Raw genomic sequence first — 23,781 nt, 5'->3', positions numbered from 1 at the left:
TCGCGGAATTTCTTTTAAACAAAACTTCTAAAGACTGTAATTCTCATTAGATATTCTAACAACAACAATACCATTGCTGCAATAACAAATGGTCTAAAATGTTCTTGGTAGGTTGTGAATTTTATCTCGTCTATTTCTGTTTTTTCTAGTTTATTAATTTCGTCGTAAATCTCTGCTAACTTTTGGTTGTTGGTTGCTCTAAAATATTTCCCGCCAGTTGCAGTTGCTATACTTTTTAGTAGTTCTTCATCAATTTCTACTTGTACACGATCGTATTGAAATCTTCCGTTTGGTAAAATTGCGACAGGAGACAATGCCATACCATTTGTACCTAATCCAATGGTGTAGACTTTAATACCAAACTCAACAGCTAACTCACTAGCAATAGTTGGGTTTATTGCTCCAGAATTATTAACTCCATCGGTTAGTAAAATAATGACTTTGCTTTTTGCTTTACTATCTTTTAAACGGTTAACCGAAGTGGCTAATCCCATACCAATTGCTGTACCACCTTCTATAATTGTATTATATTTAATTTCGTCTAAGCTACGTAACACAATAGCTTTATCGCTAGTAATTGGTGTTTTGGTGTAACTTTCTCCAGCATATTCGACCAATCCTATACGGTCGTTTGGTCTGCCTTTAATAAATTCTGACGCTACATCTTTTAAAGCTTCTAAACGGTTTGGACGCAAATCTTTAGCCAACATACTAGCTGATACATCTATTGCCATAACAATATCGATACCTCGTGTGGTTTTAGTTTTGCTTTTAGTTTCTGAAGTTCGTGGTCGTGCTAACGCGGTAATTAATAAGGCTAATGCAATTAATCGTAATGCAAATAATGCATGTTTTAATTTTGGCAACCAAGATTGTTTGGTTTTAAATCCTTTTAAACTTGAAATTTTAAGCTCAGCTGTTTGACGTTTATGTTTTAATACATACCAAAGTATAGCTAGTGGTAATGCTAACAGCAACCAGAAAAATATTTTATTTTCAAAAGTGATACCTTGTAACATTATTCTTCTTTAGATTTTAATTCTACTGAAGCTAAAACACGCTCTACAACTTGGTCTAAATAGACATCATCTTTTAGATAATATATCATAACTTGTTGCATGACGTTTTCACTAGCAAAACTTAATAATTCAAACTGACCTGATACGTATTTCTCTTTAGCTTCATCAACAGGAAACTCTAATGTTCCTGATGTTTTTAAGCCTTCAACACCATTAGGTGTTACAAACTTATCGTTAACAGGCAAGATGTTTCTTGCTCCGTTGTCTTCTAGCGCTTTAAAATTATCTTCTATTGCTTTTTGGATATTTTGTTCTGCAGATGGTTTGTTTTCTGCTTGCGGATTAACCTCTATTGTTGTGGTAGAAACGGTTACATAAAACTCATTTTCTAGAACGTAACTAAATGCTGTTTTTGTAATTGGTCGTGCTATACTTTGTTCTACCTCAACATCTTCTCTTTTTAATACTTCTGGAGTAGAAATTGTCATTGGCGGAAAACCATACTGACTAGTTACCCAATTACCTTCTAATAATTGCTTAGTGTCTTTACCTGTTACCGTATCTATAACGTAATTAATACCGTATTTATAACTAAAAACACCAACAGTACCTATTAAAAGCATAAATGCAATTGCTGCTGTAATCCAGATTTTTTTTTGCTTTTCTTTTTTAGCTTTTAGCTTTTGGTATTCTTCGTTTTTAAGTAATTCTTCTTCGCTTGGTTCTGGTAAAGCGTCTTTTACTTGATCTATTTCTGTATCTACCGTTTGCCTATCTAATTTAGCAAGCTCGATATCTGGAGCAGATTTTGCAAATTTTACCAAATCGGCACGTTTTAAAATAGCTTCAATATTTTTTATATCATCTTTGCTTAGCTCTATTTGATTACCTTCTTGTAAAATATTTAATCGATCTATTAATTGATCTGTTGTACTTTCTAAAGCTTTGTCGTAAACTTTTTCATCTAAATATTTTCTGATGATAAAGGTTAGCTCAGAATAGTACTCTTTGATTTCGGCACGTTCTAAATACTTGGTTTCGTCTAATTGCTTTAAGGCTAATTTTGCACGATCGTAAGGTGGTAATTGTGCTATTTTTTCTTCTTCGGTTAATGGTTTTTTTCGCCATACAAACCAATACACTAAAAAGCCAATTGTTGCAACCAATGCAATAGTTAACAATACCCATAACCACCAATTGCTAGAAGGTTTTTTAACGTCTATCATTGGTTTAACATCGTATAGTTTTTGCTTGGTTGTATCTACAACTATATCGTTAACCTCAACCAACATACTATCTGTTGCAAACGTCTTTCCTCCAATGATTATTTTTTGCTTTGGGATAACATATTTACCAGAATCAAACTGTGTTAAACCGTACTTTTTAATCAGTTTATACTTAGCATCATATTTTGTAGTGTCTGGCTGATAGGATTCTATCATTTCTAAAGGCATAAATGTTTGCCCTTCAGGAAAAATAACAGCGTTTGTTGTATCGGTTTCGACTTCAATTTTATAGGTAATTTGTTCACCAATTTTTATTGAAGTAGAATCTATGGATGATGTAACTTGTGCAAATGATAAAAACGAGAAAAGAAAAAAGACCAAAGACCAAAAGCCTTTTAGTTTTACTTTATTATATTTTAAATACTGTTTCTTCATACTAAATTAGGTTTGGACTACGCTAAACCTGATAATTTATCCTCTTGTTTTAAAATAGCCTAATAGTTTTTTTACGTAACTCTCATCGGTTCTGCAAGACAAACTACCTGCGCCAGATTTTGCAAAACTATCTTTAAAGTAGCTAACCTTTTGTGTATAAAACTTTGCGTATTCTTGTCTTACTTTTTTAGAACTTGTATTGACCAACATTAGCTCGCCAGACTCTTCGTCTTGCATATTTACCATACCTAAATTTGGTATATTTTCTTCATGTTTATCGTAAATTCTAATTCCTGTTATATCGTGCTTTCCGGCTGCAATTTTTAGGGTTTGCTTGTAATCTTCTGCAATAAAATCGCTCATCATAAAAACAATAGCTTTCTTTTTCATGACGTTGCGTAAAAACTTTAAAGCTTCGGCAATATTGGTTTGTTTGCTTTTAGGTTGAAACTCGATTAACTCGCGAATAATACGCAATACATGAGATCTTCCTTTTTTTGGTGGAATGTAAAGTTCAATGTCATCTGAAAATAAAATCAGACCTATTTTATCGTTATTTTGAGTTGCCGAAAAGGCTAAAGTAGCAGCGATTTCGGTTATAATTTCGTTTTTAAATTGTTGTTCTGTTCCAAAAAATTCAGATCCAGAAACGTCTACCATAAGCATCATGGTTAGCTCGCGTTCTTCTTCAAAAACTTTTACATAAGGCTCATTATAACGTGCGGTAACATTCCAATCGATGTTTCTTACATCGTCACCAAATTGGTATTGGCGTACTTCAGAAAAAGTCATACCACGACCTTTGAAAGTCGAATGGTATTCGCCTCCAAAAATATGATCAGACAAACGACGTGTCTTAATCTCTATTTTTCGAACTTTTTTTAGTATTTCTTTAGTATCCATTGTTTCAGTATGCAGTGTTCAGTGTGCAGTTTGCAGTGCTAAATAGTATTTAGTTAAAAGAATTCGGTAAATTAAACTTTACTGAAGACTGTTGACTAAATACTGCCAACTGATTAAGGTACTTCAATTTCGTTTACAATCTTGTTTACGATATCTTCTGCAGTTACATTTTCTGCTTCAGCTTCGTAAGTAATTCCGATACGGTGACGTAATACATCTTGTACAACAGCACGTACATCTTCAGGAATTACATAACCACGACGTTTGATAAATGCGTAACATTTTGCTGCAGTAGCTAAGTTAATACTACCACGTGGCGACGCACCAAAAGAGATTAATGGTTTTAAATCGTCTAGTCTATATTGTTCTGGATAACGTGTAGCGAAGATGATATCTAGGATGTATTTTTCAATCTTTTCATCCATATACACTTCTCTTACCGCTTGTTGTGCTCTTATAATTTGCTCTGTAGTCACTACTGGATTTACTTTATCCCAAGCTCCTTTTAAATTAGCACGCATGATTAGTTGCTCTTCGGCTTGTTTTGGATAATCTATAATCGTTTTTAGCATAAAACGGTCTACTTGCGCTTCTGGCAAAGGATATGTTCCTTCTTGTTCTACTGGGTTTTGAGTTGCCATTACTAAAAATGGCTTATCTAATTTAAAAGTCTCGTCACCAATAGTTACCTGCTTTTCTTGCATCGCTTCTAATAAAGCCGATTGTACTTTTGCTGGCGCACGGTTAATCTCATCAGCCAAAACAAAATTGGCAAAGATTGGACCTTTTTTAATAGTAAAATCGTTTTCCTTTATATTATAAATTAATGTACCAATAACGTCTGCTGGTAATAAATCTGGTGTAAATTGTATCCTGCTAAAACTAGCATCTATTGCTTGTGACAACGTATTAATAGCCAATGTTTTTGCTAGACCAGGTACTCCTTCTAGTAAAATATGTCCTTGTCCTAATAATCCAATTAGTAAACGCTCGACCATGTGTTTTTGTCCAACAATTACTTTATTCATCTCTAGCATAAGTAAGTCTACAAATGCGCTTTCCTTTTCAATTTTTGCATTTATTGATGCAATATCAACAGTACTAGTATCTTCCATTATAAATTAGTTTTTTAGGAATTTGAAACTCTAATAATTTCAAGCTCTGCAAATTGTAATTTTTTTTCAATTACCGATGTTAAGAATTGGTTAAAAGTTCTTAATTTATAAGTCTTTTAAGAGTAATTTTACATTATTAGCACAAATATAAAAACTAAAGTATATAGTATGAATTTTTCTAAAATTACAGCAGGGACAATGACATGGGGACAATGGGGAAAAAAACTGTCTAAACAAGAAATGATAGATTTGATGCATCATTGTTTAGAAAATAACATACATACATTTGATCACGCTGATATATATGGAGACTACAGCACAGAAGCAGATTTTGGTAACGCTTTCGCGGAAAGTGGTATTAAAAGAAGTCAAATAGAGTTAGTAAGCAAATGCGGTATACAGTATATTGGCAACTCTAGACCAGACTTAAAAGTAAAACACTATAATTACACAAAAGAATACATTATTTGGTCTGCCGAAAATAGCTTAAAACATCTAAAAACAGATTATTTAGATTTGTTATTATTGCATAGACCAAGTCCATTATTACAACCAGAAGTTGTTGCTGAAGCAGTATCAACATTAAAAAAAGAAGGTAAAATAAAGTCTTTTGGTGTTTCTAATTTTACACCTAGTCAAACCGACTTATTAAATAAATACGTTGGTGTGGAGGTTAATCAAATAGAGTTTTCTTTAACGCAACATACAGCAATGCATGATGGTACCTTAGACCACATGATGCTAAACAATATACAACCAATGTCTTGGTCACCATTAGGCTATGTGTTTAAAGAAGATACAGAGCAAACAAGACGTATACACAAGCAATTAGGTGCTTTATTAGATAAATATAATGCTACCGAAGATCAATTATTATTAGCTTGGATACTAAAACATCCTTCAAACATTATTCCTGTAGTTGGCACTACAACAAAACAACGTTTAAAAGATGCTTATGCTGCTACTAAAATTAATTTAGATCTAGAAGATTGGTTCTTAATATTAGTAGCTTGTCAAGGTCATAAAGTACCTTAATTTAATTTAAAAAAGTTTTCACAGAAGTTTATTACCCTTATATTTAGGTGTTTAAAACAACACCTAAAAATGAGTCAAAAAACTGCGTTAATAACAGGAGCAACAAGCGGCATAGGAAGAGCTACAGCACACCAATTTGCCAAACATGGCATCAATCTTATACTTTGCGGAAGACGTCAAGAGCGATTAGATACTATTAAAAAAGCCTTATCAAAACAAACTAACGTACATACACTTAATTTTGATGTTAGTGATAAAGTTGCCGTTTTTGACGCTATAAATTCTTTACCAGAAGCATTTAAAACCATAGATATTTTAATTAATAATGCAGGAAATGCACATGGTTTAGATCCCATTCAAGACGGAAATTTAGACGATTGGGATAAAATGATGGACATTAACGTTAAAGGTTTACTTTACGTTAGCAAAGCCATAATCCCTAATATGACCGAGCGTAAGAGCGGACATATTATTAACATTGGCTCTTCGGCAGGAAAAGAAGTATATCCTAATGGTAATGTTTACTGCGGAAGCAAACACGCAGTTGTCGCCATTACCGAAGGTATGCGTATAGACCTTAACCCTTTTGGGATTAAAGTTACAGCCATAAATCCTGGGTTGGTAGAAACCGAATTCTCTAAAGTACGCTTTAAAGGAGATGCCAAAGCAGATACCGTTTATACCGGTTACAAAGCCTTACAAGCAGATGATGTTGCCGAAGTTATTTATTTTGCTGTATCACGTCCTGCACATGTTAACCTTGCAGATGTATTGATGTTTTGTACAGCACAAGCTAGTAGTACTATTGTGAAAAAGGAATAACCTTTAAAAAGATTCCTGCATGCGCAGGAATATCAGACATATGATCAATAAACGTCTTTTAATTAAAAACTTACTAGCTCATAATGATGAGAACAGTTTTTATGACAAAAAACGAAAAATTGATATTGGTCAAAAGGAAGGAAAAGCTAAATTTTTAAAGCACGTCTGCGCACTTTCAAACTCTAACCCAAAAAATAATTCTTACATCGTTATTGGCGTAGAAGACGAAGATAATAAAATAGTTGGTGTAGATTTTTTTGACGATTCTAAAATTCAGAATTTAATAAATGCCTATTTAACCAATCCGCCAATTGTACAATATGAAAATATTCCTTTTCCGCATTTACCAGATCACAAAGTAGTTGGTCTAGTAACTATTAGACCAAGTACAGGTATTACATCTTTAAGAAAAAACATCTGGAAATACTATGGTGGCTCTGTGTTTTTTAGAGAAGGTAGTATTAGTATGCCTAAGGTTTTTGACATAGAGATTAAAGATGTTAATTCAGAAATTGTAGCTTCTATCGAGAAACATGCCCAAAATAATATTCAGCATATTTTAGATGGAGTTATAGATTTTATGCAAAAAAGACAAGATTACAATCCAAAATATATTGTCTTTAAAGAATATTTTATTGTGTGTTGGTCAGGTATTAAAAAGACCGTTAAAGACGAAACATTTTACTCTAGAGTTGATATAGAACTGGTTAACGAGCAAGTACGATTGTTTTATTCAACTTTAGATGAAGTTGCTATAAAATATGATGAAAATTCGTTTTCAATTTTAGATTATGTAAAGCTAGGTATTCAAGATCATTATAAATATTACCCTTTAGAAGAAACTGTTATTAGTTTTAATGATAATGCAAATTATAATATAGATTCTACCTTGGTTTTCAATCCGCCACAGTATGACAAAAAAGTATTACATCACATTTACAATACTAATAATTCTGTTTTAGAAAAACTTAAAAAAGGAATTTCTTTAAATAAAGTAGAATTACGAGATCTAAATAACCTACCAGAAACGTATCTTATATGTTATCTAAATTTATTTCATGAAGCAATAGATAAACTTCATGAAGCAAAACCATATTTAAAAAAGCATCCTAAAGTGTATCAAAAATATAAAGATGCTATTAGAATTTTAAGAAAGGTTAAATACAGTTAACGGTTAATCTAGATAATTGGTTATATATAAATTTAAAACTGTCTATAAATTAGTTAATTAAACAATGTTTTAATGTATTAATTAACATTTTAAAAAACCTTAGTTCTCCCGATAAAGTTTCGGCATTGAATTAGGGTTTACATAAAAAAACCACTTTCTATTAGAAAGTGGTTTTACTTTTTAAATCTTTATTATTTCTTATTTACCTCCATCAAGTTGATCTTGCCAATCTTTAAGTTTTTGCCATTCGCCTTTAGCAGCCATTTCTGCTTGTTTTGGCCAAGTACCTGGCTTATGTATTTCAAATCGTTTTCCACCAGATTTTAATATCTCTTGACATTTTTCTACCGTACAATTAGCTAGATCTTTCCAAGTTATAACGTTATGGCTATGGAACAATTCTTTTATTTTTGGTCCAATACCTTCAACAACAGTTAAATCGTTTTCTTTTATTTTTTTCCCTAAAGCTGCTTTAGCTGCATCTGCATTAAAAACAACAGCTTCAATACCTGATGCTTTGGGAGCAATAGTATTTGCTAATCCAGAAGTATGAGACACATCTTTGCTTGACATACAAGCTGCTAAATCTGTTTCTAATTTAGAAATTCGGTTTTTATAAATATCAATATTTTCATTATTATCATTACTTCTGTTTAGTAGTTTACCTAATAAGTATCCTAAAATTGCGCAAATTAATCCTACCAAAGTAGGAATTAACCAACACGGTATGCTAATTAATAATATTCTCATGGTTTTATTTTTTTTAGTTAATGGTTATTACAACTCGTCTGTTTTCTGCTCTACCTTCTTCAGTAGTGTTATCTGCAATAGGTTGATCTGGACCTAAAGAAGTACTCGATATTTTACTTGAAGAAATACCGTTATCTATTAAATAGTTTTTAGCAAAATCTGCTCTTTCTTGTCCAACTTTTATATTAGTATCTCTGCTACCTTGATTATCTGTATGTCCGGTTACCGTAATACTTGCACCATCTACTTTATATACATAATCAACCATATCTGCCACTTTTTGTCGTTGTTCTTTAGTTAGAACAATATTAGTTTGAGCTGTTTCAAAATGAAGTATTAACGGATTAGCTTTAATACTTTTAGCTAAATCTTTTAAAGCTTCATCTTGATCAGAATTTCTTTCTTTAAATGCAGAAATTTCAAAACTTATACCTCCGTTTATAGTATCATTTTCTCGATTTAAATCGTTATCTAAAACACCATATGTATTTATATTTTTAAAATTTACACCTTTAGAAGCCATAAGATTTTTTATCACGTTAGCACGTGCTAACCCAATGGTAGGAAATGCCGAGTTATTAATCTCTACTGACTTGTAAAAACCTTTAACGTCAAGTGATTTTTCAGGATGATTATTTAAATAAGTTGCTATTTGATCTAAACCTTGATTTAATTCTGTTGAAATTGGCTCAATAAAATGGTAATCTGAAAATTTGAAACTAAAATTGTCTTTAATTTCTAAATTAAAATCTCCATCTGGATCATTAAGTGTAATTGGTTTGATAGTTACTTTTGGTGCTACGGACACATCTTTTTGTTTATTCTCAATATTACCTGTGCAATATTGACAACAAAAAAACCAGTACAAGACTGTACCGATTATGATGGTAAGTAAAATACCAAGAAGGTATCTAGATTTTTTACTCATAATGGTTAGTTTTTAATATTATGAGTATTAAGTTATTAAAAAATCGTGATTTTTTAACTGTTTGATTATTAATTATTTGAATTAAACACAAATAATCGATAAAAAACTAAAATTTTAGGTTAAATTTTATGAAAATAAAAAAGCCACATCTTTTTTGATGTGGCTTAACTTCCGCGAAAGCGAAATAATATTATAAGTCAAACTTAATACCTTGCGCTAAAGGTAACTGGTCTGAGTAGTTTACCGTGTTAGTTTGTCTACGCATGTAAACCTTCCAAGCATCAGATCCAGACTCACGTCCGCCACCAGTTTCTTTTTCGCCTCCAAAAGCACCTCCAATTTCTGCTCCAGAAGTACCAATGTTTACGTTGGCAATACCGCAGTCGCTTCCAGCAAAGGATAAGAATTTTTCTGCTTCTTTCATTTCGTTAGTCATGATTGCAGAAGATAATCCTTGCGCAACTCCGTTTTGCATTTCGATTGCATTTTCTACATCGCCAGAATATTTCATTAAATATAAAATTGGCGCAAAAGTTTCGGTTTGTACAATTTCAAAATCATTTTCAGCTTCAATAATCGCTGGTTTTACATAACAACCAGACTCGTATCCTTCTCCTTCTAAAACACCACCTTCAACTAGTACATTTCCGCCTTCAGCTTTAGCTTTTTCTATAGCAGATAAATACGTGTTTACAGAGTCTTTATCGATTAATGGTCCAATGTGGTTTTTCTCGTCTAATGGGTTACCAATAGTTAATTGCTTGTAGGCACCAACAATAGCGTCTCTTACTTTATCGTAAACAGACTCGTGTATAATTAAACGACGTGTACTTGTACAACGTTGTCCGCAAGTACCAACAGCACCAAATACTGCACCAGGCACAACTACTTTTAAATCTGCAGTTGGTGTAATGATGATGGCGTTGTTTCCTCCTAATTCTAATAAAGATTTACCAAAACGCTCGGCTACTGTTTTACCAACAATACGTCCCATACGTGTAGATCCTGTTGCAGAGATTAACGGAATTCTATGATCTGTTGTCATAAATTCTCCTACTTTGTAATCTCCGTTTATAATACAAGAAATACCTTCAGGTAAATTATTTTCTTTTAATACCTCAGCAATTATATTTTGACATGCTACTGCACAAAGTGGTGCTTTTTCTGAAGCTTTCCAAACACAAACATCACCACAAACCCATGCTAAAGCTGTGTTCCAAGACCAAACTGCAACTGGAAAGTTAAATGCTGAAATAATCCCAACAATACCTAAAGAGTGCCACTGCTCTCTCATGACGTGTCCTGGTCTTTCCGAAGGAATAGTTTGCCCGTTTAACTGTCTTGATAAACCTACTGCAAAATCGCAGATATCTATCATTTCTTGTACTTCTCCGTAACCTTCTTGTAAAGATTTACCCATTTCGTAAGATACTAGCTTACCTAATGGTTCTTTTAATTCTCTTAAACGGTTACCAAACTGTCTTACTATCTCACCTCTTTGTGGTGCTGGCATTGCTCTAAACTCTAAAAAGGCATCTTGAGCTGTTTTTATAACTTTATCGTAGTCTTCTCTTGTTGTAGTAGAAACTTTACCAATTAATTGTCCATCTGTTGGAGAGTAAGATGAAATTAACTCACCACTTCCAAAGCTATCAGAGCCTGTAGAAGTACCATCATTAACGTCTTTAATACCTAATTGTTTTAAAGCTTCTTTTATTCCGAAATCGGTAGCAATTGCTTCCATAAATGTTTCTTTTTTACGAATTATTTAATTTTTAGCGAATATACTAATATTTCATTGGTTATTTAGCATAAAAACCGTTTAAAAATTGCTAATTTTAATGCTATAATTTTTATCTAATGAAGACTTTACTAAAATCTATTCTATCGCTTTTATTTCTATTAAACCTAAGCTGCAATTCTACAGAAAAATCAAAAAATGTAGAATCAGACATAGTTAACAAAACTACCAATACTCAAGTAAATGAGTTCGCTATAGTTATTCATGGTGGTGCAGGCACTATTTTAAAAAAGAATATGACTAAACAAAATGAAGCAGCCTACAAAGCAAAATTAGAAGAAGCCGTAATGGTTGGTTACAACATTTTAAAAGAAGGAGGCAGCAGTGTTGATGCTGTACAAAAAACAATAAATATACTAGAGGATTCTCCTTTATTTAACGCAGGTAAAGGTGCTGTTTTTACAAATGAAGAAACTATTGAGCTTGATGCTTCAATTATGGATGGAAAAACCTTAAATGCTGGTGCATGTGCTGCTATTACAAACGTTAAAAATCCTATTAATTTAGCTAGACAAATCATGGATGTTTCTCCACATGTAATGATGACAGGTCAAGGTGCAGAAAAGTATGCAAAAGAACAACAACTTGAAATTGTAGACCCTAATTACTTTAAAACAGAAAAACGACTTAAAAGTTTAAAAAGAATTAAAGAGAAAGAAACTAATAAAGAAAAGCAAATAGCTTTTTATGACGCTGAAATAAAAAATTCAAAATTTGGAACCGTTGGCTGTGTAGCTCTTGATAAAAACGGAAATTTAGCTGCTGGCACATCTACTGGAGGAATGACTAATAAAAGATTTGGTCGGGTTGGTGATGTACCAATAATTGGAGCTGGTACTTATGCAAACAATACTACTTGCGCTGTTTCTGGAACTGGTTGGGGAGAATTTTTTATTCGCGCTACGGTTGCTCATGATATTTCTGCATTAATAGAATATAAAGGTTTAAGCCTAAAAGATGCTGCAAAAGAAGTAATTCAAAAAAAGGTACCTGATCTTGGTGGGAACGGTGGTATTATTGCTATTGATAAATACGGAAACATTGTTATGGACTTTAACACTGCTGGCATGTATAGAGCTTCTGTTAATGACAAAGGAGAAGTTTATGTTGGTATCTACAATCAATAATTTATCTTTTTTTTAACATCTCATACAAACTAAATCATAAAATGTTAACGTAATTTATTTAACACTATTTCTCTTGATAAACATTCATCTACAAACCTATTAATCAATGCAGTTAAAATCTTTCTACACCACTCTATTAGTTTTTTTCATAACATTTTCATGTAAAGAAAAAACACCAAAAACAGACAATCTTTTTAAATATAGAGACTATATTAGTTACACAACTGCTGGTCGAGTATCTGTTGCAGATAATATTAACGTTAGTCTTGCAAAAACTGTAGCCGGTTGGGAAGCTGACAAAGAGTTAGACAAAAGTCTTTTTAAAATCAAACCTTTTGTAGAAGGACAACTTAAAGTTGTAAATGATCACGCGTTTACTTTTATTCCTGACGAAAACTTATCGCCAGACACAGAATATACCGTTTCTGTAAAACTAAAAGATCTTTATAACGATTTACCAGATGGTTTTGATACTTATGATTTTAGCTTTAAAACTATTACACCAAATTTTATTATTGAAACTAACAACCTACAATCTTACACTAAAGAATTACAGTATTTAAATGGCGCGTTAAAATTAGCAGATATCACTACTATTGATAAAGCAAAGCTACTGGTTGAAGCCAGTCAAGATGGAAAAAAATTAAACATTGTTTGGGATGAAAAACTGCTTCCTTCAAAATATTTTGAATTTAAAATTGATAGTATTACTAGAAAAATTGATGATGCAGATATTTTAGTAAAATGGAACGGAAAACCAATAAATGCAGACAATTCTGGAGAGAACAAAGTAACCATTCCTGGTATTAACAACTTTAAAATTGTTGGTGTAGAAGTGTTTCAATTACCAGAGCAATTTTTATCTATTAATTTTTCAGACCCAATAAAAAAACAACAAAATTTTGATGGTTTAGTAACTATTCAAAATGCTAAAAACCCAAAATTTATTGTAGATGGCAATGTGCTTAAAGTGTATCCACAATCCAAAATGTCAGGTAATTTAAAAATTGATGTATTTCAAGGTATAAAAAACACATATGGGTACAAATTAAAAACACCTTACAGTCAAACTATTGCTTTTGAAGACATAAAACCAAAAGTAAAACTGGTAAATAGCGGTGTGTTTTTGCCAAATTCTAAAGAATTAAAATTCAATTTTAAAGCAGTAAATTTAAAAGCTGTAGATCTTAGAGTTATTAAAATTTTTGAAGATAACGTACTTCAATTTCTTCAAGATAATGAACTATATAGCAACAATAGTAGAGCTATTAGACGCGTAGGAAGACGCATTGCAAAACATACCATTAACCTAATTGAAAACCCTTTAGATAACGACGGAAAATGGAAAACCTACAGCGTAGATCTTTCAAAATACATAAAAGCAGATCCTGGCGCTATTTATAGAGTTGAAATTGACTTTAAAAAAGCCTATTCACTTTACGACTGTAATACCACAGCTTCTAGTAGTAATGATGACGAGGATGAGTATTACTACGAAGACGATTACTATTACGACGATTATTACAGCGACAATTACAACCAAACCAACACCGAAGACGAAGACCTTAAAGAAGAAGAGTATTGGGATAATCTAACCTATAGCTACCGCAACGATAACTATAACTGGAGAGAACGCAACAATCCTTGCCACGAATCGTACTATAACTCTAATCGTGTTATTGCTCAAAATTTAATTAGCTCTAACCTTGGTACTATTGTTAAAAAAGGAGCTAATAACAACTATTTATTTGCAGTAAGTAATATTTTAAATACTAATCCAGAAGCAGGAGCAACTATAGCATTATACAATTTTCAGCAACAAAAAATAGTTAGTTCAACCACTAACAGTAATGGTTTTGCAACTATAAGCGCTAATAAGCACGCTGCTTTTGCAACTGTAACAAAAGGCTACAACACTACTTATGTAAAACTTAACGATGGTAACTCTTTATCCTTAAGTAAATTTGATGTTTCGGGCACAACGCTGCAACGTGGTTTAAAAGGTTACATCTATGGAGAACGTGGTGTTTGGCGACCTGGTGACACCATTCATTTATCATTTATGCTTAATGATGCGGCAAATAAACTACCTAAAGGTCATCCAGTAAAACTTGAAATTACAGATCCTAACGGAAAATTAGCCTTTAAAGAAGTAAAAAGCAACGGATTAAACAATGTTTACACCTTTACCGTTCCAACAGCTACCGAAGACAAAACTGGTAATTGGAATGCAAAAGTAACCGTTGGTGGCGCTAATTTTTATAAAGGGTTAAAAGTTGAAACCGTTAAACCAAACCGTCTAAAAATTAAGATAGATTTTAATGACGAAATCCTAAAAAGCAATTCTAATTTAAAAGGAAAATTAGCCGTTAATTGGCTACATGGCGCACCAGCAAAAAATTTAAAAGCAGAAGTAAAAGCAAAGTTTTCTAATTCCTATTCAGGATTTAAAAACTATCCAGATTACAAATTTAGAGATCCTGCAAAATCTTTCAATACCGAAGAAATAACCATTTTTGAAGGCAATTTAGATGCCGATGGTTTAGCCAACATTACCAAAAACTTATCTATTGGTAAAGGCGCACCAGGTATGTTAAACGCACAATTTTTAGTCAGAGCTTTTGAAAATGGTGGCGATTTCTCTATGGATGCATTCACAATGCCTTACGCACCTTACAACTCGTTTGTTGGTTTAAAATCACCAGAGCCAAAACGTTACGGTTCTTATGAAACGGATGCTAATAACAACTTCGATCTAGTCGTTGTAGATGATCAAGGTAATGCTATACAACGTAATGGTTTAGAAGTAAAAGTTTATAAAATTGAATGGCGTTGGTGGTGGAATTCTTCAGAAGATAATCTATCAAAATACACCTCAAGTTCGTTTTACAAACCATTTTTAGAAAGCAAATTAAACACCAATTCCAAAGGAAAAACGTCTTTTAATATCAATGTTCCTGATGAAGAAGGTGGTCGTTATTACATCACAATTAAAGATCCTGTTTCTGGACATTCAACAGGTCAAACTGCATATTTCTATAAAAATTGGTGGAAACGTCAACCATCAAACGACAAAGAAGCTGCAAGTATGCTTGTGTTTTCAGCAGATAAAGAAAATTACAATGTTGACGAAACTGCAAAAATCACTTTCCCGTCTGGCACTTCTGGTCGTGCGTTAATTAGTATAGAAAATGGCTCTGAAGTTATAGAACACAAATGGGTTAAAACCGAAACTGGAGAAACAACAGTAGATATTCCTATTACCAAACAAATGGCGCCAAACGTATTTGTAAACATATTGTTACTGCAACCACATGCCTCTACTGCTAACGATTTACCGTTGCGTTTATACGGTGTAATTCCATTAATGGTAGAAGATCCAAATACCATTTTACATCCAGAAATTAAAATGGCAAGTGTCTTAAAACCAAAAGAAGATTACACGGTATTTGTTTCAGAAAAAAATAACAAACCAATGACGTACACGCTTGCTGTCGTAGAAGAAGGTTTGCTTGATTTAACCCGATTCAAAACTCCAAATGCTTGGGATGCATTTTACGCACGCGAGGCTTTAGGTGTAAAAACTTGGGATATATTTGATGATGTTATTGGCGCTTACAGCGGTAGTATTGATCAAGTGTTTGCAATTGGTGGAGATGGTAATGCAGCAGCAGGAAAAAACAAAAAGGCTAACCGCTTTAAACCTGTGGTTACCTTTTTAGGTCCATTTAAACTAGAGGCTGGAGATCGCAAATCTCACACCATAAAAATGCCAAATTATATTGGTGCAGTAAGAACTATGGTTGTAGCTAGTCATGTAGAAAATGAAGCCTACGGTAATGCTGAAAAATCGGTACAAGTTAAACAACCTTTAATGGTATTAGCATCATTACCACGCAAATTAAGTCCTGGCGAAAAAGTAACACTTCCGGTAACGGTTTTTGCTATGGAACCTAAGGTGAAAAACGTATCACTTAAATTAAAATTAAGCAACGGAATTTCAGTAGTTGGCGAGTCTTCAAAATCTTTAAGTTTTGCAAAACCAGATGAAAAGATGGAATATTTTGAACTGGATGTTAGCAAAGCAAAAGGCATCAATACAATTGAAGTTGTAGCATCTGGAAACGGCGAAACTTCAACTTACAAAGTTGAAATTGATGTTGAAAATGTTAATCCAATATCTACTAAAAGTCACAACGAATCTTTAACCGCAAACGAGAGTAAAACTATAGATTTTTCAACCTTTGGTGTTACAGGTACAAATAGCGCAACGGTTGAGTTTTCTACATTACCTCCAATGGACTTTACACGTCGTTTAGAATATTTAATTAGATATCCTCATGGCTGCGTAGAGCAAACAACATCTAGCGTTTTCCCTCAATTATTTTTGACAGATATTTTTGATTTACCTCAAGATCAACAATTAAAAATTCAGGATAATATTAAAAACGGAATCAAGCGTCTTGGTCATTTCCAAAGACCAAATGGTGGCATGAGTTATTGGATTGGAGAAAATAACACTAATGATTGGGGAACAAGTTACGCTGGACATTTTATGATAGAAGCCGAAAAGAAAGGTTTTGTATTACCATTAACGTTTAAAAGCAATTGGATAAAATACCAAAAAGAAGCAGCGCAAAACTGGAGACCTAGTTACAGTAACTACAACTCTGATTTAGCACAAGCTTACAGATTGTACACATTAGCATTGGCTGATAGTCCTGATTTAGCAGCAATGAATCGCTTACGCGAATTTTCAGAATTATCTAACGAAGCCAAATGGCGTCTTGCAGCAGCTTATGCTTTAGCAGGTCAAACCGAAGCTAGTAACACAGTTGCTAAAACTGCAAATATCGAGTTTCAACCTGTAAAACGTAACTATTACACCTACGGTTCTGTTGACCGAAATCGTGCTATGGCGCTAGAAACAATGGTTATTACCAAAGATAAACGCCTTAAAGATTTAGCTGAAACTATTGCTAAAGAATTGTCTAGCCAACGTTGGATGAGTACACAAACCACAGCTTACAGCTTGCTTGCAATGGGTAAAATGGTTATTGCTAATGGCGGAAAAGGCATAAAAATTAACTACAGTATTAATGGTAAATCCGAAACCGTAAATAGTAGTAATGCATTAGCGCAACGTGATTTAAAAATCAAAGATGGTGCTAACCAAATTAGTATTAAAAACAACTACGACAATTTAGTGTATGTACGCGTATTAACTTCTGGTAAATTACCTTTAGGCGAAGAGTTAACCGAGCAAAGAGGATTAACTGCAAACGTTGTCTTTAAAAACTTAAAAGGTGATAAAATAGACATCTCAACACTTAAACAAGGTGAAGATTTTGTTGCAACAGTACAAATTACTAATGCTAAAAACTATAGCGTTAATGATGTGGCATTAACCCAAATTTTCCCTTCAGGTTGGGAAATTGTAAACACACGTTTTACAGATTTTGGAGATAATACAACAAGTCAAGCCCGATTTACAGATATTAGAGACGACCGTGTTAATTTCTATTTTGATTTAAAACAAAAGGAAACTAAAACCTTTAACGTTATGCTTAATGCGTCTTACTTAGGGTCTTATTATTTACCAGGTATACAAGCAGAAGCCATGTATGATAACGAGTTTTTTGTTAGAAATAAAGGACAATGGATTGAGGTTGAGAAGTAACAAATTCCCGCGAAAGCGGGAATCTTTTTATATTATTGAAATATGAAAAAACAATTCACAGAAACACAAAAATTTACACAATGGTGGCTTTGGCTAATCTTACTTAGTATTGGTGTTTTGCCTATTGCTGGTATTTACAAGCAACTTTACTTAGGAGAACCTATGGGAGATAAACCTATGTCTGATGAAGGGCTTATTGTATTTTCTGTATTTGTTTTTACGTTAATTACTTTTTTCTGGATGATACAATTGCGAACCGAAATTACGCAACAAGATATTAAAATACACTTCTTCCCTTTAGTTAAAAGAGCTATGAAATGGTCTGAAGTTGAAAAAGCACAAATTGTAAATTATGGTTTTGTTGGCGGTTGGGGAATTAGATTATGGACCAATTACGGAACCGTTTACAACATTAAAGGAAAAATGGGTTTAGCCTTAGAGCTTAAAAATGGAAAAAAGTTTTTAATCGGTTCTCAAAAAATTGACGAACTAAAAGCCTTTTTAGATAGTTTGGACTAAATTATTTTATCGCTTCAACGTAAAATGCCCAACACGACGTTGTCCATTAATAGTAATAACGTACCAATAATCTGAAGTTGGTAATTGTTGTTTCCTAAACATTCCATCCCAAGAGATTGGTTTGTTCTTTCTATAAAAAAGTAATTTACCGTAACGGTCAAAAATTTGCACTTCAGAAGACGCATAAAATTCTATGCCTTTTAATCGCCAAGTATCATGGTAAGTATCATTATTTGGCGTGAAAAATTTTGGTACTATAAAATGAATAAAAGTTTGAGTATCTATGCCGCAATCACTATTTTCTCTAACGTAAACGGTATATCTTCCTCCTTCAAGGTTTTCAAAAACTGGAGTGTTTTGATAATTAATTCCGTCGACAGAATAAGAGAAATTACCTTGGTTTTCGGTAGTAATTATTAAGTCATTATTTTCAGTAAAAACTTCAGCAATTATCGGCGCATCTAATTGTGTAACATCTATTGTTTTTGTAACTGTACAACCATCAAGATTTGTAACATCTACAGTATAAATACCTTCGGTTGAAACTGTAATACTTTCGGTTGTTTCACCTGTATTCCAAAGGTAACTCACGTTATTGATGTTTGCACTTATTTCAATACTTTCATCTTGACAAAAAAAGACTGCTTCATCAAAAACTTGTGGCGATTGGGAAAAAGTAAGTGTTACTGCTGTTCTTGTGTTTGAAATACAATTTCCGTTTATCGAAATGGCTTCAGCATAATAAACACCTTCATTTTCAGGTGAAAAGCTCGTATTATTTTCTTCAAGTAAATTTCCTCCAGAAACAGCATCGTACCAATTTACTGTTACTCCTGTTGGTACAGTGACTTCTAAAGGTTGATTTTCGTTTTCGCAAATTGTGATATCTCCGTTACTAACAGGTGCTAATGGCGTTGGTACTATCGTAATAGAAAACTCATCTGAAATTACATTACACAATGCATTAGCTAGGTTTATAGCATCTTCGGCTACTTTGACACGGTATAAAGATGTTGTATTAACATTGATGTTTAAATTTTGATTGGTTTCACCTACAATTTCTGTCCAATTTATACCATCTGTAGAGGTTTCCCATTGATATGCATATGTATTAAAAATTGTGCCGTCAGGATTAGCTTGTAAGTTTAAATTATAAGGCGTTTGTGTTTCGCAAATAAAAACATCACTTTCATTAGTTGTATCTTCTATGGTTACATTATCTCCACATGATTTAAAAACTATATCATCAATTGCAAGGTCGTTACCACAACCGCCTGCGCCATTATTTCTCATTTTTAAAATCACTTCGGTTTGCGCTGGTAATGTTTGAAAAACTAATCCATACTGCTCCCAATTTGGTGTGGCTTGTGCGTCAATTTCTCCTGTATCACCACTTGCAAGAAGTGTAGTATCAGTATCATCCCAAATTTCAAACCTTACATTTATTGGGATGTTATTTCCTCCACAACCCGTACTTCTTGAAAGGTTTATTAAAAATGCTGAAAACTCATAAGATGTATTCTCACAAAGTCCTGTAATTGTTGTTCTATAAAATTCGCCAGCAGTAAAATCTGCATTTACAATTAAGCATTTCCCATTACTATCACCTTCTGTATGATCTGGTACATCGTGCCAATCAAAAAACGCAGTTGAACTTGAAACTGTATAAAACCCATCATTTGGTGTTGCAGAAGAAAAGGTATAAGTTGTTGTACCTGCTGGCAAAGGTGTTTGTATTGTACCTGTCCCAAAGGTTTCTGTGAAGATTGGGTCACCAGAATTTCCATTACAAAAACCTAACTGAGCATATCCATCTTCAATAGAAAATAGAACAATAAAAATTATAATTATTTTAAGAAGTAACTTATCGTTTTTCACGTTTTAAAGATAAATATTAATTGGTCATTTTTAATGTTAAATGCTTAAATTCACTTTTTAAAACTTTGTTACAAACTATAACTTTTTAATGCAAAGACTGTTAGCCTACTTTAAAAACAATAAAAAGAAAACAATTGTATTGTTTTTACTACTTGTGGCTTACTATTTTTGCTTACCCAAACACCTTTTTAAAGACCCAACTGCAACGGTTATTACAAGTAATAAAAATGAGTTATTAGGAGCTATAATTGCAGACGATGGGCAGTGGCGCTTTCCTGAAAATGATTCAGTTCCTGATAAATTTAAAACTTGTATCATAGCTTTTGAAGATGAATACTTTTACAATCATCCTGGTTTTAATCCAATTTCAATTTTTAAAGCTTTAAAAGAAAATATAAATTCTGGTGAAATTAAACGAGGCGGAAGTACCATTACACAACAAGTTATACGCTTATCGCGAAAAGGAAAACAGCGTACTTATTGGGAAAAATTTAAAGAAATTATCTTAGCAACGCGGCTAGAATTTAGGCATAAAAAAGATGAAATTTTAGCATTGTACGCCAGTCATGCGCCTTTTGGCGGAAATGTTGTTGGTTTAGATGCAGCATCGTGGCGATATTTTAATAGAAATTCTGAAGATTTATCTTGGGCAGAAAGTGCAACATTAGCAGTCTTACCAAATGCACCAAGTTTGATATATCCTGGTAAAAACCAATTACAACTATTAAAGAAACGTAATAGATTACTAAAAAAGCTTTTAGATAATCAAACTATTGATAGCCTAACTTACAGACTATCAATATCCGAAGGATTACCACAAAAACCCTATCCTTTACCACAAATTGCGCCACATTTACTGCAAACCATTGCAAAAAACAACAAAGGGCAACGAATTAAAACTAGTGTTAACAAGAGACTTCAACAGCAAACTAACACTATTGTTTTTAACCATTATAACACGTTAAAACTAAACGAAATTTATAATATTTCGGTACTAATTTTAGATGTAAAAACCAGAAAAGTTTTAACCTATATAGGTAATGCTCCAACCGATAAAAATCATCAAAATAGTGTAGATATTATAAACAAACCACGTAGCACAGGTAGTATTTTAAAACCTTTTTTATATGCTGCAATGCTAGACGCTGGTGATATTTTACCAAATACTTTAGTTGCAGATGTACCAACACAATTTGGCGATTATTCACCAGAAAATTTCAATAAAGAGTTTGATGGTGCTGTACCTGCAAAACAAGCTTTATCAAGATCTTTAAATGTACCTGCTGTTATAATGTTAAAAGATTTTGGCTTGGACAGATTTCATTACTATTTAAAAAATCTTCATCTTAAAGATATTAGATTTAATGCTAACCACTACGGGTTATCTTTAGTACTTGGCGGAGCAGAAAGTAACCTTTGGGATTTATGTAAAAGTTATGCAGCGTTTTCTTCAACTATTAATCATTTTAACGAAACATCAAGCGAATATTTTAGTAACGAATTTTGTGAGCCTACTTTCTACGAAGACGAAAAAATAAATTTTGGTAAAAAATCCAACGAAAAAACACTTTTTGACGCCGCTTCCATTTACTTAACTTATGAAAGTTTAAAAGAAGTAAATAGACCTGAAGGCGATGATAATTGGGAATTTTTTGATAATTCTAAACAAATTGCTTGGAAAACAGGGACTAGCTATGGCTTTAGAGACGCATGGGCTATAGGTACTACAAAAGATTATGTAGTTGGTGTTTGGGTTGGTAATGCAGATGGAGAAGGAAGACCTGGCTTAGTTGGTGTACAAACAGCTGCACCAATACTTTTTGATGTGTTTGATTTATTACCTAATAGTCAATGGTTTCAAAAACCTTTTGATGAAATGGAAAAGGTAAAGATATGCTTAACTAGTGGTTACAGAGCGTCTGTAAATTGTAATAATGTAGATGAAAAATATATACAAAAAAGTGGCTTAAAAACTAAAGCTTGTCCCTATCATAAATTAATACATTTAGATAAAACTGAGAGTTTCCAAGTAAATTCTTCTTGCGAAAATATAAACGAAATTAAAAACACATCTTGGTTTATTTTACCTCCTTTAATGGCTTACTACTATAAAGACAAACATCCATTTTACAAACCCTTACCCGCTTTTAGAGAGGATTGCATTAATTCTAAAAAAGAAACAATGGAATTTATCTATCCTAAAGATATCAAAAAGATTTTTCTACCTAAAGATTTCAATGAAAAAACTAACGATCTGATTTTAAAAGTTACACACTCTAAACCAAACACTAAATTATATTGGTATTTAGACCATATTTTTTTAGGTGAAACAACTACAATCCACAACATGTCTATACGACCAAAAGAAGGTAAATATACAATTACAGTCACTGACGAATTCGGCAACGAAATCAAAAAAACCATAGAAATTTCTCATTAAAACAGCAAAAACACAGAAAATTAAATACCAATTTTAACAAAACACTAACATTTCAACGAAAAAAAGAGCATTATATCTATCTGAATTTAGATAGTCTCATAAAAAAATATACCTTTAAGATTCCAAATGAAATTTTGGGATGTTTATCATATAAATTAAACTAACACAATCATTTCATACCTATGAAAAAAACTACTCTCCTAATTTTACTATTATTTAGTATAATTGTACAAGCTCAGGTAATTAATCAGCCAGCAAACTGGCCCAATACCAATTGGACTGTAACTGGAAGCTACAATACAGATCCTACAGCTTTTGAAGCAGACCCTACAACAACAGCAAACTTTGCATTTGATGATGATGATGCAGGTAGCGGTAGTACAGACGCCATACAAGCAGAATCACCAGTAATTGATTTAACAGCAGCATTTAGTGCAGGCGAAACTTGGCTATTTGTTGACACAGATTATGTTTTCAACTGGATAAGTTCAGACGCTATCGGAGTTGAATATTGGGATGCAGATGCAGGAACATGGAATCCTTGGGGATCACCAATTCAAGCAGATACAGCTACACCTCCAACAAATGATTTTTGTGCAGGAACATCTGAAGCTTATACTACAGACCAATTAAACATAGCTGGTTTTACAGCAACACAGTTATCTGGTTTCAAATACCGTCTCTTTTATGATGATGGAGGAATTTGGGGATGGGGAATGTGTTTTAGTTCTCCAACACTATATTCTCAAATGCCACCAGCATGTGCAGACGTAACAGGTGTAACTGCTGTCACAACAGGAGATACCACTGCAGATATAACATGGTTAGCAGGCGGATCAGAGACTGAATGGCAAATTTGGATACAACCAGCAGGAACAGGAGGGCCAACAACAGATGGTACAACAACATCGACTAACAATCCTTATCCAGCA

The 23,781-nt window shown here is 32.9% G+C and carries 15 protein-coding genes and 1 pseudogene; 8 read left to right on the top strand and 8 right to left on the bottom strand.

What is annotated here, in order from left to right:
- Nucleotides 1-14: 14 nt before the first annotated feature.
- The 4 genes from ACEQT4_RS02460 to ACEQT4_RS02445 form a co-directional block, all read right to left on the bottom strand.
- Entirely contained in the window at nt 15-1,019 is a 1,005-nt protein-coding gene (locus ACEQT4_RS02460) for a VWA domain-containing protein (protein WP_027879678.1), read from the bottom strand.
- Complete coding sequence (locus ACEQT4_RS02455) at nt 1,019-2,680, bottom strand: hypothetical protein (RefSeq protein ID WP_370225846.1); 1,662 nt, start codon at nt 2,678-2,680, stop codon at nt 1,019-1,021. The genes ACEQT4_RS02460 and ACEQT4_RS02455 overlap by 1 nt, the downstream gene beginning before the upstream one ends.
- A gap of 36 nt (nt 2,681-2,716) precedes the next feature.
- Nucleotides 2,717-3,583, bottom strand: coding sequence for a DUF58 domain-containing protein (locus ACEQT4_RS02450; protein WP_370225845.1), 867 nt, complete (start codon nt 3,581-3,583; stop codon nt 2,717-2,719).
- Nucleotides 3,584-3,696: 113 nt separating this feature from the next.
- Nucleotides 3,697-4,698 carry a MoxR family ATPase gene (locus ACEQT4_RS02445; RefSeq protein WP_027879681.1) on the bottom strand — a complete coding sequence of 334 codons (1,002 nt, stop codon included), beginning with the start codon at nt 4,696-4,698 and terminating at the stop codon, nt 3,697-3,699.
- Nucleotides 4,699-4,866: 168 nt separating this feature from the next.
- Between ACEQT4_RS02445 and ACEQT4_RS02440 the strand changes: the two genes are divergently transcribed.
- The 3 genes from ACEQT4_RS02440 (at nt 4,867) to ACEQT4_RS02430 (ending at nt 7,726) form a co-directional block, all read left to right on the top strand.
- Complete coding sequence (locus ACEQT4_RS02440; protein WP_370225844.1) at nt 4,867-5,733, top strand: aldo/keto reductase family oxidoreductase; 867 nt, start codon at nt 4,867-4,869, stop codon at nt 5,731-5,733.
- Between the two features lie 69 nt (nt 5,734-5,802).
- Nucleotides 5,803-6,555 carry an SDR family NAD(P)-dependent oxidoreductase gene (locus tag ACEQT4_RS02435; protein ID WP_370225843.1) on the top strand — a complete coding sequence of 251 codons (753 nt, stop codon included), beginning with the start codon at nt 5,803-5,805 and terminating at the stop codon, nt 6,553-6,555.
- 40 nt (nt 6,556-6,595) lie between these two features.
- Nucleotides 6,596-7,726, top strand: coding sequence for an ATP-binding protein (locus ACEQT4_RS02430; RefSeq protein ID WP_106677070.1), 1,131 nt, complete (start codon nt 6,596-6,598; stop codon nt 7,724-7,726).
- Nucleotides 7,727-7,924: 198 nt separating this feature from the next.
- On the opposite strand, the gene ACEQT4_RS02425 is transcribed toward ACEQT4_RS02430, so the two are convergent.
- The 3 genes from ACEQT4_RS02425 to ACEQT4_RS02415 form a co-directional block, all read right to left on the bottom strand.
- A complete protein-coding gene (locus ACEQT4_RS02425) occupies nt 7,925-8,476 on the bottom strand; it encodes a hypothetical protein (RefSeq protein ID WP_370225841.1) in 552 nt (183 codons plus the stop codon).
- A gap of 13 nt (nt 8,477-8,489) precedes the next feature.
- Nucleotides 8,490-9,404: an OmpA family protein gene (locus tag ACEQT4_RS02420; RefSeq protein ID WP_370225840.1), complete on the bottom strand. Its 915-nt coding sequence runs from the start codon at nt 9,402-9,404 to the stop codon at nt 8,490-8,492.
- Between the two features lie 190 nt (nt 9,405-9,594).
- The gene (locus ACEQT4_RS02415) at nt 9,595-11,148 is read right to left on the bottom strand and encodes an aldehyde dehydrogenase family protein (protein WP_027879688.1); all 1,554 of its coding nucleotides are present in this window, start codon (nt 11,146-11,148) and stop codon (nt 9,595-9,597) included.
- 116 nt (nt 11,149-11,264) lie between these two features.
- Here ACEQT4_RS02415 and ACEQT4_RS02410 point away from each other — a divergent pair, with 116 nt between their 5' ends.
- The 3 genes from ACEQT4_RS02410 (at nt 11,265) to ACEQT4_RS02400 (ending at nt 18,531) form a co-directional block, all read left to right on the top strand.
- Nucleotides 11,265-12,332, top strand: a complete 1,068-nt coding sequence (locus ACEQT4_RS02410) for an isoaspartyl peptidase/L-asparaginase family protein (protein WP_370225839.1) — start codon at nt 11,265-11,267, stop codon at nt 12,330-12,332.
- Nucleotides 12,333-12,438: 106 nt separating this feature from the next.
- A complete protein-coding gene (locus ACEQT4_RS02405; protein ID WP_370225837.1) occupies nt 12,439-18,012 on the top strand; it encodes an alpha-2-macroglobulin in 5,574 nt (1,857 codons plus the stop codon).
- 42 nt (nt 18,013-18,054) lie between these two features.
- Nucleotides 18,055-18,531: a hypothetical protein gene (locus tag ACEQT4_RS02400; RefSeq protein WP_370225835.1), complete on the top strand. Its 477-nt coding sequence runs from the start codon at nt 18,055-18,057 to the stop codon at nt 18,529-18,531.
- Between the two features lie 6 nt (nt 18,532-18,537).
- On the opposite strand, the gene ACEQT4_RS02395 is transcribed toward ACEQT4_RS02400, so the two are convergent.
- A complete protein-coding gene (locus ACEQT4_RS02395) occupies nt 18,538-20,409 on the bottom strand; it encodes a T9SS type B sorting domain-containing protein (RefSeq protein WP_370225833.1) in 1,872 nt (623 codons plus the stop codon).
- 88 nt (nt 20,410-20,497) lie between these two features.
- Between ACEQT4_RS02395 and pbpC the strand changes: the two genes are divergently transcribed.
- Together pbpC and ACEQT4_RS02385 are read left to right on the top strand one after the other, a co-directional pair.
- The gene (pbpC, locus tag ACEQT4_RS02390; protein ID WP_370225831.1) at nt 20,498-22,849 is read left to right on the top strand and encodes a penicillin-binding protein 1C; all 2,352 of its coding nucleotides are present in this window, start codon (nt 20,498-20,500) and stop codon (nt 22,847-22,849) included.
- Between the two features lie 182 nt (nt 22,850-23,031).
- Nucleotides 23,032-23,781: pseudogene (locus ACEQT4_RS02385) on the top strand (hypothetical protein); the annotation flags it as partial.

The sequence above is a fragment of the Mesoflavibacter sp. genome (assembly GCF_964226795.1).
In the GTDB taxonomy this organism is placed as follows: Bacteria; Bacteroidota; Bacteroidia; order Flavobacteriales; family Flavobacteriaceae; genus Mesoflavibacter; species Mesoflavibacter zeaxanthinifaciens.
The sequence above is the reverse complement of the archived record's forward strand: the minus strand, read 5'-3'. Positions and strand labels throughout refer to the sequence as shown.